The organism is Pseudomonas sp. MS15a(2019) (assembly GCF_013277805.1).
Lineage (GTDB): Bacteria > Pseudomonadota > Gammaproteobacteria > Pseudomonadales > Pseudomonadaceae > Chryseomonas > Chryseomonas benzopyrenica.
The window spans coordinates 173,513-187,198 of the sequence record NZ_VBTN01000011.1; the positions used below are offsets into that span (position 1 = coordinate 173,513).

Here is a 13,686-nt window from a genome sequence, read left to right on the forward strand (position 1 = left end):
GACGACGCCAGCGCTGGCGTCGTCGGTCTCAGATCCTGGGCGTCAGCAGCTGCCCCTGGATACCGTCGCCGATCACCAGGAAGTGACCACCGGCGACGTGATGCAGGGTGCGCAGGCTGTCCTGACCGCGGAAATCCCAGCGCCCCTCGCGAAACACCCGGGTATCGGCCCGGGCGGCGACCACCTCGCCAAGAAACAGGTCGTAGCCCTGCTGGTTGTGCGCCTCGGGCAGCACCCGGCATTCCAGCCAGGCCACGCAGCCGGCGATCAAAGGCGCACCGACCCTTTCGCCAGCCAGGGTCTCGATGCCGTAGGCGGCGAACTTGTCCAGCTCCCGGCCGGTGGTGTTGCCCACCGTCTGCACCAGATCCACCTGGGCCGCGCAGGGCACGCTGAGCACGAAGCTGCCCTCGGCTTCCAACAGTTCGCGGGTCCAGGTCTGCTTGTCCAGCACCACCGCCACCTTGCCCGGCTCGAAATCCACCGCCATGGCCCAGGCTGCGGCCATGACGTTGCGCCGGCCGTCGTGGGCGGCGCTGACCAGCACCGTGGGGCCATGGTTGAGCAGCCGATAGGCCTTGGCCAGGGGGACGGCGGCAAGGGTCGAATTCATGGATGGACTCCGGTGGGAAAAGCCCCAGGGTAACGCAGCCCTTGCCGTCCGGCGCCGAGCGGGAAAAAAATTGCCGCTTTGCATCGCGCTCGCCAAACGCCGGGAGACATCAGGGGTCTATCGCCCACTCCCGGTATGGGATCGACAAGAAACCTGCGTTAAGGATGACCGCTATGCCCACCTGCCTGGCTCGCTCCCTTCTGCTGCTCTGCGCCTGCTATCTCGGCCTGCCGCTGGCCCATGCCGAGAACGCCAAACCGCCGCACAGCGCCCCGGCCACCCAGCCACTCCTCTCCAGCTCCATCAACGACTTCAGCAACGAAGACTGGGATCGCGGTGTGCTGCGCCGCGTGGCTGGTCTGACCATTCCCGCTACGCCAGCCAACGTCGAGGGCTTCATCAGCGGTCGTCAGGCGCAGCTGGGCGACGGCGAGTGGCGTGCCATCACCGATGTCCAGCGCGTCGGCGACAATCTGGCAGTGTTCCTTGAGGGCAAGCCGCTGGATGCCGAGACCGTGGGTTATCCGCGGCGGCTGGCGGTGGATGACGCCCCCGGCACCGGTCGGCACCTGCAGCGCCTGCCAGGGCGCTTCAGCACCCCGATCAACGACTTCACCAACCAGGATTGGCTAAAGGGCGTCTACCGCAAGGCCGCCGGCATTTCCATCCCGGTCACCGAGCGCAATCGCGAAGAATTCAAGACCGGCGCCATCGTCCGCCTGGCCGACGGCCAGGACTATGCCGTCACCTACGTCAACGAATTCGGCCGCAGCATGGCGGTGTTTCTCGACAGCCCGGCGCTGCCCGGGGAGAAGTACGGCTATCCGCGCCAGCTGACCTTCGTCGCGCCACCGCCCAAGCCTTGAGACCGAGGCGGACCGGCGCTGGTAGAATCCCCCGCCCAGCGTCGTCACCCCTCGGTCCGCCATGTCCAAGCTCAACCCCCGCCAGGCCGAAGCCGTGGCCTACATCAGCGGCCCCCTGCTGGTGCTGGCCGGCGCCGGCTCCGGCAAGACCAGCGTCATCACCCGCAAGATCGCCTACCTCGTACAGCAGTGCGGCATCCGCGCCCAGTACATCTGCGCCGTGACCTTCACCAACAAGGCGGCGCGCGAGATGAAGGCGCGGGTGGCCAGCCTGCTCAAGGCCGGCGAAGGCCGCGGCCTGACCGTCTCGACCTTTCACAACCTCGGGCTGAACATCATTCGCCGCGAGTACGTGCACCTGGGCTACAAGCCGGGCTTCTCCATCTTCGACGAGGGCGACATCAAGGCGCTGCTCACCGACATCATGCAGAAGGAGTACCAGGGCGACGACGGCCTGGACGAGATCAAGAACTACATCGGCAACTGGAAGAACGACCTGATCCTGCCGGAAGAGGCCTTGGAAAAGGCGCGCACGCCCAAGGAACAGACCGCTGCGGTGGTCTACCTGCACTACCAGCGCACCCTCAAGGCCTATAACGCGGTCGACTTCGACGACCTCATCCTGATGCCGGTGAAGCTGTTCCAGGAGCATCCCGAGGTGCTGGAGCGCTGGCGCAACCGCATCCGCTACATGCTGGTGGACGAATACCAGGACACCAACACCAGCCAGTACCTGCTGGTGAAGATGCTGGTGCAGGAGCGCGCCCAGTTCACCGTGGTGGGCGACGACGACCAGTCGATCTACGCCTGGCGCGGCGCGCGACCGGAAAACCTGATGCAGCTCAAGGACGACTTCCCTTCGCTCAAGGTGGTGATGCTGGAGCAGAACTACCGCTCCACCAGTCGCATCCTCAGGTGCGCCAACGTGCTCATCGCCAACAACCCCCACGTGTTCGAGAAGCAGCTGTGGAGCGAGATGGGCCACGGCGACCCGATCCGGGTGCTGCGCTGCAAGAACGAGGACGGCGAGGCCGAGCGCATCGCCCTGGAAATCCTCACCCTGCACCTCAAGACCCAGCGGCCCTACGCGGACTTCGCCATCCTCTATCGCGGCAACCACCAGGCCAAGCTGATGGAGCTCAAGCTGCAGCACCATCAGATCCCCTACCGGCTCTCCGGCGGCACCAGCTTCTTCGCCCGCCAGGAGGTCAAGGACGTGATGTCCTACCTGCGCCTGCTGGTGAATCCGGACGACGACAACGCCTTCCTGCGGGTGATCAACGTACCGCGTCGGGAGATCGGCTCCACCACCCTGGAAAAGCTCGGCAACTATGCCGGCAGCCGCGACCTGTCGATGTACGCCGCCGCCGACGAGATCGGTCTGGGCGAGCACCTGGATGCCCGCTTCACCGAGCGCCTGGGGCGTTTCAAGCGCTGGATGGACGGGGTCCGCCAGAACTGCGCCGGCGATGATCCCATCGGCGCCCTGCGCAGCATGGTGATGGACATCGACTACGAGAACTGGATCCGCCAGAACGCCAGCTCCGACAAGGTCGCCGACTTCCGCATGGGCAACGTCTGGTTCCTCATGGATGCGCTGAAGAACATCCTGGAAAAGGACGAAGAAGGCCAGATGACCATCGAGGACGCCATCGCCAAGCTGGTCCTGCGCGACATGCTCGAACGCCAGCAGGAGGAAGAGGAAGGCGCCGACGGGGTGCAGATGATGACCCTGCACGCCTCCAAGGGCCTAGAATTCCCCTATGTGTTCATCATGGGCATGGAGGAAGAGATCCTGCCGCACCGCTCCAGCATCGAGGCCGACACCATCGAGGAGGAGCGCCGCCTGGCCTACGTGGGCATCACCCGCGCGCGCCAGACCCTGGCCTTCACCTACGCCACCCGGCGCAAGCAGTACGGCGAGCTGATCGACTGCACGCCCAGCCGCTTCCTCGACGAGCTACCGCCCGAGGACCTGCAATGGGAAGGCCTGGAAGAAGCCCCCCAGGAGCAGAAGGCCGCCCGCGGCAACGATGCCCTGGCGGCGATGCGGGCGATGCTCAAGCGTTGAGGGGAAGGCCTTCACTAGGTTCACCCTCACTCCAGCCCTCCCGGAGGGAGAGGGGGCGTCCGCAGTCACCACCGGGTTTCGCCATACGCCGATCAATCCCTTCTCCCCGAGATGAGGGCCGGCACCGCACCAGCCTGACACCCTCGCACCTCCCCACGCCGCTCTTCCCCCTCTCCCCCTGGGAGAGGGCCGGGGTGAGGGCCCGCCCAGCCTAGATCCCTACCCCCAAAACGACACCGCCCCCGCTGCCGGTCAGGCAACGGGGGCGGTGCTATGGTCGCGCCGGGCGCTTACTTGGCGAAGTTGGTCACCATGTCGAAGATCGGCTTGGGTCGCTTGAGGTCGTACATCATCCCGAAGTGGCGCTCGTGGATCACCGAGAGACTCGGCTCATCGAGCAATTCGTAGACGTTGATCTCGGCCACCACATCCTTGTAGCTGGTGTTGAGCACCGTGAGCATCTGCTTGACGCTGTCGTAGCAGGCCCGGTCGCCGTCACGGCCGCCATCGGTGTTGCCCTGGTAGACGTTGCCGCAGTTCATCTCGTTGAAGAACACCTTGGTCCTGTACTTGGTGGCCATGGCGCGCATCTGCCCCAGGTACATGTCCATCCAGTAGCCCTTGTCGTCGAAGTACGGGTAGTAGTGGAAGCTGATGTAGTCGAAGTTGAAGCCTGACGCCCGGGCCTGGTCGAGGAACCACATGGCACCGTTGCGATCACCCGGGCAACGGGCGGTGGCGGTGCGGTCGTCCGAGTTGCACGCCATCACGTTGATGGTGGTCTTGAGGTTGGCGCCCAGCTCATCCGAAGCCTGCTTGATCCCGCGGTAGATGCCGACCAGGGTATTGATGCGCTCCTGGGCACCCGCTTTGGAATAGTCCTGCTCGTTGCCGACCTCCCAGATCTTGATGTCGTTGGCGTAGCGTTTGGCCAGGGCATAGGCCTGCGCCTGGGTCAGCTTGTGGGTGATGACCGGCCGCAGGGTGATGTTGTACTTGCGGGCCAGGGCGACCAGACGATCCAGCTCGGGCAGGTTCATCACCAGGTACTCGCCGGAGCGATAGGTACGCAGGTTGCGCGCCGCCAGGACCTGCAACCGGGCTTCCATCTCGGCCGGCGGATAGGCAGCGCTGTTGTCGTGGCCGACCACCCCCAGGGGGATGTTTTTGTAGCCGCTCAGCGGGGCCGAGGCGACCGCCCCGCCGGTGACTGGCTGGACCACGTTCTGCACCGGTTGCACGCTGGCCGCAGGGGTCGGCGTGGTCGTGGTGGTGCCCTGGGCCAGCGCCGCGCTCACCTTCTTGTCGAAGGCGGCCTTGTCGTCGCCGGCAGCGGCGCGCAGGACTTCCAGCGGCAGGTTGGCCCGGGAGGTGACGCCATTGGCCAGCCGGCTGCTCCAATAGGCGCTGCCACTGCTGTCGGCGCTCCGGCCATAGAGGGTCTGATAGACCTTGTTGACCAGGGCGGCGCCGCTCAGGGATCCGTAAAGCGTGGTCGACTCGCCATTGGCGGCAAAGGTGGCCGCCAGTTGCTCGACGCTCAGGTCGCTGGCCAGTCGCGAGGCCCAGTAGTTGAGGCCACCGGCATCGGCCGCCCGGCCATAGTAGGCCAGGTAGAGCTGCTCGACGGTGGTCAGCTTGGTGGCATTGGCGGCATTGCCTGCGGTGCCCGTGACGGCGCCGGTGGTCGCCCCTGCCGTGGCGGTGCTACCTGTGGCGGTCCCCGTGGTGCCGGTACCCGTGGTCGGCGCGACGCCGGTGGTGGTGCCAGTGGTGGTGCCAGTGGTGCCCGTGGCGCCGGTACCGCCGGTGGTGCCCGCGGTCGCACCGCTGGTGGCGGTCCCGGTCTTGGGTGGTGTGGCGGCGGTCGGTGCTACCTGCGGGCCGATGGCGGCGCAGCTGTCCTTGTCCAGGTACTTGGCCAGCACCGCCCACTGCGGACGCTCCTTGCCATTGATCGGCTCGACCGCCTGATTGTAGGTACCCCAGCCCGGCCCGGCGGCCCAGTAGGTGGCCGGAATGCAGTTCTGCTTCAGATAGGCCAGCATGCCGTCGAGAATGGGCAACCAGCGCGCATCCGTGTCAGGTACGCCGAAGCCGCCGATGAAGCCGCGCTTGTTGTTGGCCTTGAGCCAGGCGACGAAGGGCTTCAGCCGCTCGACGCCATAGCTGGGCGAGAGGGTCGCCACGTTCAGGCTGCCGTCGAAGAAGGCCTGGGCCATGAAGATCAGGTTGTTGGCCGGATCGTTGAGCTTGAGCAGGGCGTCGTTCCACTGCGGCCAACGGGTGGTATCGGCCCAGCCGTTGCCCTCGATGAAGATCGGATGGGTCGAATCGACCGCGCGCACGCCATCGATGCCGTACTGGGCGGCGATCGGCCAGTTGCTCACGGCGTCGTGGGGCTCGTTCATGATGTCGTAGCCATAGAGCGCCGCATGGGTGCCCCAGCGCTGGGCGATACGGGTCATGAGATTCTGGAAGGCCTCGTAGGGGACTTCGCCCGCGCCGATGACCTTGCCCTGATAGCGGGCGTAGTTGTGCAGATCGAGGATGACCTTGACGCCGTACTTCTGGGCGTAGCCCAGGGTGCGATCGACCAGGCCGGCGTAGGTGGGATCGAGATTGACCCCCATGGACGGTTGCAGGCGCTCCCAGAGAATGGGGAAGCGCACCAGCTTCACGCCCTTGGCGCTCCACTGCTGGAAATGGCTCTCGGCCGGAAAGATGAAATTGCGGTCGTTGACACCGGGCAGTACCTGGGCGGCGAAGGTGGCGCCGGAGAAGTTGAGACCGACCAGGTCAACGGCCTGGGCGGAGGTGGCAAGCGAAGCGGTGGCGAACAGGGCAGGCAAGAGCAGCGCCTGACGCGGCAGGCGGCGGGAGATGGAGCTAAGGATTGTCATCAAGAAGGAACCAGATAGGCCGAGGTGCGCGATTCGATCCGTGCATCCCACCTCGGTACAGCAGGAAAACTGCCGGGGAAGATCGTTTCCCCAGCACCTGCGAAGCCTAGTGCAAGCGCTAGACCAAGAAGAACCCGTGCCATCACGAAGCAGGGGTGAACGCGGTGTTTTGCCAGATGTACGGTGCCGATGATGGCACTTTCGCTACCACTCGTCGCTGACTGCCTGGTCACGCAAAGATCCGATCCCCAGGCAAAAGTCAGACTTGTCTGCTTTCTGGCGGCTCAAGGCGCTCCGGCATAGCGGCGGACCAGTTCCATGACCGGTTTGGGCCGATCCAGGTCGTACATCAGCCCGAAGTGACGCTCATGGGCAACCGGATGGGTCGGCTCGTCGAGCAGTTCATAGACGTTGATCTCGCGGACGATGTCGCGATAGCGCCCATTGAGCTCGGAGAGGATGTACTCGAGGCTGTCATAACAGCTGCGATCGCCCGGCCGACCGCCGTCGGTGGTGCCCTTGTAGATCTCCGCGCAATTGACCTCGTTGTAGAAGATCTGCGTCCGGTACTTGGCCGCCATGGCGCGCATCTGCCCCAGGTAGAGATCCATCCAGTGACCGCGGTCGTGGTAATGCGGGTAGTAGTGGAAGCTGATGTAGTCGAAATCGAAACCGGCGGCCTTGGCCTGATCGAGAAACCACATGGAGCCCAGGCGATCGCCCGGGCAGCGCGCCTTGGGCCCGGTGTCGTAGGAATTGCAGGACATCACGTTGATGGTGGTCTTGAGATCGGCGTTCAGCTCGTCGGAGGCGCGCCGGATGCCCCGATAGATATCCACCAGCCGACTGATGCGGATGCTGGCGCCGATCCGCGAGTGATCCTGCTCATTGCCGATTTCCCAGATCTTGATGTCGTTGGCATAGCGCTTGGCCAGGGCATAGGCCTGGGCCTGGGTCAGTTGCTGGGTGATCACCGGCCTCAGGGTGATGTGGTACTGGCGGGCCAGGGCCACCAGGCGATCCAGGCGCGGCAGATCCAGCAGCAGGAATTCGCCGGAGCGGTAGCTGCGCAGGTTGTAGCGGTCGAGCAGCTGCAGGCGCTTTTCCATCTGCGCATCGGGATAGGCGGCGTTGTTGTCGTGACCGACCACCCCCAGGGGGATGTAGGGCAATTCGGGCAGGGTGACAGGCTCGGCGGCCCGGACCGTGCCACCCAGGCACAGGGCAGCGACCAGGCCGAACCAGGGCGACATTCGAGGCATCAGACGCATCCTTGCAGGTGGGCAGCAGAGCGGCGGAGCATGGCAAAGCGCCGCCAGTGCCTCAATCATGGATGACTCCAGGCTGCGACCCCCCGCACAACCAGGCGCGTTACAGTAGGTGTCCGCGCGCCGTGTCGAGGACCTGCCCATGACCGCCAACCTGCTGCTGGCCCAGGCCTGCAACAATCGCTGGTCGAACCACCGCCTGCTGGTCACCTGCACCACATTGCCGGCCGCTGCCCTGCACGCAGCCCAACCCGCCGCCTTCTTTGGTTCGCTCTGGGCCCTGCTCGGCCATCTGCTGGACGTCGACCGCTTCTATCTCGATGCGCTACATGACCAGCCCCGGCCTTACCAGGACACGGACTGGCCTGATCTGGCGACGCTGCGTGCGGCCCAGATCGCCAGCGACCAGCGCCTGATCGACCTGTGTCGCGGCCTCGCTCCCCAGCAGCTGACCGGATTCATCACCCTGCCCCGCGCCAGCGGCCCGGTACGGGAACAGCGACTGCGCACCCTGCAGCATCTCTTCGTGCACCAGCTGCACCACCGCGGCCAGGCCCACGCCCTGCTCCTGGCCAGCGGCGTCGCCCCGCCGCAACTGGACGAATTCTTTCTCGCCCAGGACGAACCGCTGCGCCGGACGGAGCTGGCGGCGTTGGGGATCGTTGAAGGGGAGTTGTGGGGAATCGCCCCGTAGCGTGGGTTGAGCGCCGCGCAGCCCAACAGGCCTTGCCTCAACGTGGCGGCGATGTTGGGCTTCGACGATAGAGCTGTCTCAGCCCAACCTACGGTCTCGAGCGCCCACTCGGACCGCCCCCTTTCCCGCGGGGGGAGGGTTGGGGTGAGGGCCGCCCCGGACACCGGCCTCCAGGTGGAAAAGGCTGCGCCGTTTTCCACCTTACGACCGCCATAACGCAAGTGCTTAGAAGTTCGCCGGCGTGGTCGCACTGATCAGCCGGGCGGGGGCTTCGAAGGGATTGCGGAAGCGATGCGGGCGGCTGCTTTCGAAGTAGTAGCTGTCGCCCGGTTCGAGGATGTGCACCTCACCGCCCACGGTCAGTTCCAGCCGGCCTTCCACCACCAGGCCGGCCTCCTCGCCCTCATGGGCGTACATCTCTTCGCCGGTGTCGGCGCCCGGTGGATAGGTCTCGTCGAGAAAGGCCAGGGCGCGACTGGGATGGGCGCGGCCGACCAGGCGCATGCGCACGGTGTGGGCGCCACTGGAGATGTCGATGAGCTCATTGGCGCGATAGACCACCTGGGTCGGCGCGTCCTGTTCCAGGTCCAGGGAAAAGAATTCCACCAGAGACATGGGGATGCCGGCCAGCACCTTTTTCAGCGAGCTGATGGAGGGGCTGACGCTGTTCTTCTCGATCATCGAGATGGTGCTGTTGGTCACCCCGGCACGCTTGGCGAGTTCGCGCTGGGACAGGCCCTTGAGGGTACGGATGGTTTGCAGGCGGGCACCGACGTCCAAGGTGGAGAAGACTCCTCGAGCAGGCGGGTGAGACGTGGCCAGGCCACGCGCGATAGGCGTGCCGCGGCACGGTGTTCGGCATCATGGCAACGCTGTTCGAGATTTACAACACCAGGGCGGACGTGCGGCCTTGCCGCCCTCACCTGGCTTGGATAGCGGCCAAAGACCGCCCAGGGGCTAGTCGCGATAGCTGCGCGGTACCCGCTTGAGGTTGCACAGCAACTGGTAGGGGATGGTGTCGCAGCGCTCGGCCAGGTCCGCCACCGACACCTGGCGGCCCCAGAATTCCACCTCGCTGCCCACCCCGGCCTGGGGATGATCGGTGAGGTCGACGGTGAGCATGTCCATGGATACCCGGCCGATCAGCTGGCCGGGACGCCCTTCGATGGCCACCGGGGTGCCATTGGGCGCATGGCGCGGATAGCCGTCGGCATAGCCCAAGGCAACCACCCCGACTCGGGTCGGCCCGGCGGTGACGAAGCGCGCGCCATAACCCACCGGTTCGCCGGCCGGCAATTCGCGCACGGCGATCACCCGGGAGGTCAGGAGCATCACCGGTTGCAGCCGCTCGGCGGCGGCCTGGGGCGTGGCGAAAGGCGTCACGCCATAGAGCATCAGCCCCGGCCGCACCCAGTCGCCAGCCGCCTGGGGCCAGCCCAGGGTCGCGGGGGAATTGCGCAGGCTGGTGGGGCCCGGCAGGCCCTCGGTGGCGGCGCGGAAGGTGGCGATCTGCACGCTGGTGGCGGGGCTGTCCGGTTCGTCGGCGCGGGCGAAGTGGGTGAGCTTGACGATGCCGCTGACCTTGCCGCTAGCCAGCAGCCGGTGATAGGCGGCGGCGTAGTCCTGGGGAAAGAAGCCGACCCGGTGCATGCCCGAATCCAGCTTCAGCCAGACCTGCAGCGGGCGCGCCAGGGCGGTCCGCTCCAGCGCCTCCAGTTGCCAGTCGGCGTGGATCACCGTCCAGAGATCGTGCTCGGCGATCAGCGGCAATTCGTCGATGCCGAAGAAGCCTTCCAGCAGCAGGATGGGCGCGCGGATCCCCGCGGCGCGCAGCTCCAGCGCCTCCTCGATGCAAGCCACGGCGAAGCCGTCAGCCTCGCTGGCCAGGGCCTTGGCCACTGCCACCGCGCCGTGCCCATAGGCATCGGCCTTGATCACCGCCAGGGTACGGGCATCGGAGAGTTCACGGGCCAGGCGATAATTCTGGCGCAGGGCGGCAAGGTCGATGACGGCGCGGGCGGGACGCATGGGAGGTCTCGGCAGAGAGAGGGAAAGTTTGGGGGGCGTGAAACACCCTCACCCCGGCCCTCTCCCAGAGGGAGAGGGGGAATAGCGGTCTTACGCCTTGACGGCGGCGATGACGTTCATCTCCACCAGGATGTCCGGCTTGGCCAGCTTGGCTTCGACGGTGGTGCGACCCGGGGTGGCGCCCTGGGCGGCCCACTCGTCCCAGGCGCGATTCATGCCCTCGAAATGCAGGGCGATGTCGCGCAGGAAGATGGTCACCACCAGGATGTGTTCCTTGTCGCTGCCGGCCTCGGCGAGGAATTTGTCGACATTGGCCAGGGTCTCGCGGGTCTGCTGGTAGATGTCGCCGGAAAAGTCGTCGGCCAGTTGACCGGCCAGATAGACGGTGCCGTTATGGATATTGATTTCGCTCAGGCGGCGATCAGTGTGCAGACGCTGTACGGGCATTGCGCGGGGACTCCTGGGTGGCGGAATAGCGGGAGATGTCGAGACCCTCGGCGCTGATCTGCGGCTGCTTGCGTGCGATCAGGTCGGCCAGCAGGCGACCGGAGCCGCAGGCCATGGTCCAGCCCAGCGTCCCGTGCCCGGTGTTGAGGAACAGGTTGCGATAGCGGGTGGCGCCGACGATGGGGGTCCCGTCCGGGGTGGCGGGTCGCAGGCCGGTCCAGAAGCTGGCCCGGGCGAGGTCGCCACCGCGAGGATAGAGGTCCCCGGTGATCATTTCCAGGGTCGCACGGCGCCGCGGATCCAGGTTCAGATCGAAGCCGCAGATCTCGGCCATGCCGCCGACGCGGATGCGGTCGTCGAAGCGGGTGATGGCGACCTTGTAGGTCTCGTCGAGGATGGTCGAGGTCGGCGCCATGGCGGCATCGACGATGGGCACCGTCAGCGAATAGCCCTTGAGCGGATAGACCGGCGCGCGGATGCCCAGGGGTGCCAGCAATTGCGGCGAATAGCTGCCCAGAGCCAGCACATAGTGATCGGCGGTGAGCAGTTCGCCATCGACCTTGACGCCATCGATACGGTCGCCACTGGCGCTGAGTTGCTGGATCTCGGCGCCGAAACGGAATTCCACGCCCAGGCGGCGGGCTTCCTCGGCCAGGCGATTGGTGAACAGGAAGCAGTCACCGGTCTGGTCGTTGGGCAGGCGCAGGCCGCCGGCCAGCTTGTGCTTGACCGCCGCCAACGCCGGTTCGACCCGGGCCACACCGTCGCGGTCGAGCAGTTCGAAGGGCACGCCGGAACGCTCCAGGACGGCGATGTCCTTGGCCGCGGCCTCCACCTGCTGCTGAGTGCGGAAGATCTGGGTGGTACCCAGCTGGCGGCCTTCGTAGGCAATGCCGGTGTCCTGGCGCAGCTCGTCCAGGCAGTCGCGGCTGTATTCGGACAGCCGCACCATGCGTTCCTTGTTCACCGCATAGCGGGCCGCGGTGCAGTTGCGCAGCATCTGCGCCATCCACAGGTATTGGCTGCTGTCGCCGGTCAGACGGATAGCCAGGGGCGCGTGCTTCTGGAACAGCCACTTCAATGCCTTGAGCGGCACGCCGGGCGCAGCCCAGGGCGAGGCATAGCCAGGGGAGACCTGACCGGCGTTGGCATGGCTGGTCTCCAGGGCGGGACCGGCCTGGCGATCGACCACGACCACCTCGAAACCCTGACGGGCCAGATAGTAGGCGCTGGTCGTGCCGATGACGCCGCTACCCAAAACCAGTACACGCATCGCTAGCTCCTGGCCGGTGAGAGGATTTCGCCGGCTTTCGTCGGAATGAAGGCAGATACGGCAAGTATAGAAAGCCGCACGCAGTGCTAATCACTGAAGAATTGCCTATATTCGAAGTAATTTTCCGGTAAAGACCCCTTTGGCAGAGACCTCCGCGATGCGTACCCATCACCAGGCCAGACGCGAGCTGGACAAGATCGACCGCAACATCCTGCGCATCCTCCAGGACGATGGCCGCATCTCCTTCACCGAACTGGGCGAGCGCGTGGGCCTGTCCACCACGCCTTGCACCGAGCGCGTCCGCCGCCTGGAGCGCGAAGGCATCATCCAGGGCTACAACGCCCGCCTCAATCCGCAGCATCTCAAGGCCGGTCTGCTGGTGTTCGTCGAACTGAGCCTGGACTACAAGTCCGGCGATACCTTCGAGGAATTCCGCCGCGCCGTGCTCAAGCTGCCCCAGGTGCTGGAATGCCACCTGGTCTCCGGCGAATTCGACTACCTGGTCAAGGCGCGCATCTCCGAGATGGCCTCCTATCGCAAGCTACTGGGCGACATCCTGCTCAAGCTGCCCCACGTGCGCGAATCCAAGAGCTACATCGTGATGGAAGAGATCAAGGAGACCCTGAGCCTGCCGGTGCCGGACTAAGGGCTGGCGATCCCGGCGCTGGGCGTCTAGGCTGCGGTCTTTCGCCTGATGGCCAAGGAGCCGCCCATGGACCCACGCCAGCGTCAGCTCATCACCGCCGCCAATCGTCAGGCCTGGGAGGTGTCGGCGCCGCTCCATGCCCAGGGTGAGGACTGGCCGCGCTTGCTGGAACAGGCCCGGCAACCGGGCTTTTCGGTCCTCGATGCCTGCCTGACCGCCACCCTCAGCGACCTTGACATTCGCGGCCTGAGCTGCGCCCAGGTCGGCTGCAACAACGCCCGCGAACTGCTCTCCCTGGCTGCCCTCGGCGCCCGGCCCGCACTGGGCATCGACCAGTCGCCCGCCTTCCTCGCTCAGGGCGAGCAACTGGCCGCGGCGGCAGGCCTGACGCCCCGGTTGGTAGCCGCCGACATCTATGCGCTGCCCGAGGATCTCGGCCAGCATGACCTGGTGCTGATCACCATCGGCGTGCTGAACTGGATGCCGGATCTGCCGGCCTTCTTCGCCGCGGTGGCCGGTCTGCTGGCCCCGGGTGGGCGCCTGGTGATCTACGAGACCCATCCGTTCCTGGAAATGTTCGAGCCCCACGCGGACCAGCCGCTGCTGCCCCACTACAGCTACTTCCGCCGTGAGCCCCTGGTCAGCGAGGCGCTCATCGCCTATGACGGCGAATCTCATGGGCAGGGCGCAACGAGCTACTGGCATATCCACACCCTGGGCGCCATCGTCACCGCCAGCCTGGACGCCGGCCTGATTCTGCAACGGCTGGAGGAGCATCCACACTCCAATCGCGAGGCCGACTATGACCGCTACAGCGACCAAGCCGCCCAGTTGCCGATGAGCTTTACCCTGGTGGCACAACGCCCGACGGCTTAGC

General features: G+C 65.8%; 12 protein-coding genes. 5 read left to right on the forward strand and 7 right to left on the reverse strand.

Annotated features, from left to right (window positions below):
- Window positions 1-28 precede the first annotated feature (28 nt).
- A complete protein-coding gene (locus FEZ61_RS17980; RefSeq protein WP_064306872.1) occupies window positions 29-613 on the reverse strand; it encodes a flavin reductase family protein in 585 nt (194 codons plus the stop codon).
- Between the two features lie 173 nt (window positions 614-786).
- On the opposite strand from FEZ61_RS17980, the gene FEZ61_RS17985 reads away from it, so the two are divergent.
- Window positions 787-1,479 (forward strand): hypothetical protein, encoded by a 693-nt coding sequence (locus tag FEZ61_RS17985; RefSeq protein WP_173149797.1) that lies wholly within the window; start codon window positions 787-789, stop codon window positions 1,477-1,479.
- A gap of 61 nt (window positions 1,480-1,540) precedes the next feature.
- Window positions 1,541-3,550 (forward strand): DNA helicase Rep, encoded by a 2,010-nt coding sequence (gene rep, locus FEZ61_RS17990; RefSeq protein WP_064306874.1) that lies wholly within the window; start codon window positions 1,541-1,543, stop codon window positions 3,548-3,550.
- Window positions 3,551-3,840: 290 nt separating this feature from the next.
- Here rep and FEZ61_RS17995 read toward each other — a convergent pair whose 3' ends face one another.
- A complete protein-coding gene (locus FEZ61_RS17995) occupies window positions 3,841-6,453 on the reverse strand; it encodes a cellulase family glycosylhydrolase (protein WP_017641704.1) in 2,613 nt (870 codons plus the stop codon).
- A 284-nt stretch (window positions 6,454-6,737) separates the two neighbouring features.
- The gene (locus tag FEZ61_RS18000; RefSeq protein WP_231357184.1) at window positions 6,738-7,715 is read right to left on the reverse strand and encodes a glycosyl hydrolase 53 family protein; all 978 of its coding nucleotides are present in this window, start codon (window positions 7,713-7,715) and stop codon (window positions 6,738-6,740) included.
- A gap of 148 nt (window positions 7,716-7,863) precedes the next feature.
- Here FEZ61_RS18000 and FEZ61_RS18005 point away from each other — a divergent pair, with 148 nt between their 5' ends.
- The gene (locus FEZ61_RS18005) at window positions 7,864-8,415 is read left to right on the forward strand and encodes a DinB family protein (RefSeq protein WP_173149799.1); all 552 of its coding nucleotides are present in this window, start codon (window positions 7,864-7,866) and stop codon (window positions 8,413-8,415) included.
- A 225-nt stretch (window positions 8,416-8,640) separates the two neighbouring features.
- Here FEZ61_RS18005 and FEZ61_RS18010 read toward each other — a convergent pair whose 3' ends face one another.
- The 4 genes from FEZ61_RS18010 to dadA all read right to left on the reverse strand — a co-directional run bounded on the left by FEZ61_RS18010 (window position 8,641) and on the right by dadA (window position 12,163).
- Window positions 8,641-9,195, reverse strand: coding sequence for a cupin domain-containing protein (locus tag FEZ61_RS18010; protein ID WP_064309213.1), 555 nt, complete (start codon window positions 9,193-9,195; stop codon window positions 8,641-8,643).
- 177 nt (window positions 9,196-9,372) lie between these two features.
- Entirely contained in the window at window positions 9,373-10,443 is a 1,071-nt protein-coding gene (gene alr, locus FEZ61_RS18015) for an alanine racemase (protein ID WP_173149801.1), read from the reverse strand.
- A gap of 90 nt (window positions 10,444-10,533) precedes the next feature.
- Complete coding sequence (locus FEZ61_RS18020) at window positions 10,534-10,890, reverse strand: RidA family protein (RefSeq protein ID WP_059313211.1); 357 nt, start codon at window positions 10,888-10,890, stop codon at window positions 10,534-10,536.
- A complete protein-coding gene (gene dadA / locus FEZ61_RS18025; RefSeq protein ID WP_173149803.1) occupies window positions 10,865-12,163 on the reverse strand; it encodes a D-amino acid dehydrogenase in 1,299 nt (432 codons plus the stop codon). Before dadA ends, FEZ61_RS18020 begins: the two co-directional genes overlap by 26 nt.
- Window positions 12,164-12,320: 157 nt before the next feature.
- Between dadA and FEZ61_RS18030 the strand changes: the two genes are divergently transcribed.
- A complete protein-coding gene (locus FEZ61_RS18030; protein ID WP_007159864.1) occupies window positions 12,321-12,809 on the forward strand; it encodes an Lrp/AsnC ligand binding domain-containing protein in 489 nt (162 codons plus the stop codon).
- A 66-nt stretch (window positions 12,810-12,875) separates the two neighbouring features.
- Window positions 12,876-13,685, forward strand: coding sequence for a class I SAM-dependent methyltransferase (locus FEZ61_RS18035; protein ID WP_173149805.1), 810 nt, complete (start codon window positions 12,876-12,878; stop codon window positions 13,683-13,685).
- The last annotated feature ends 1 nt before the right edge of the window (window position 13,686 follow it).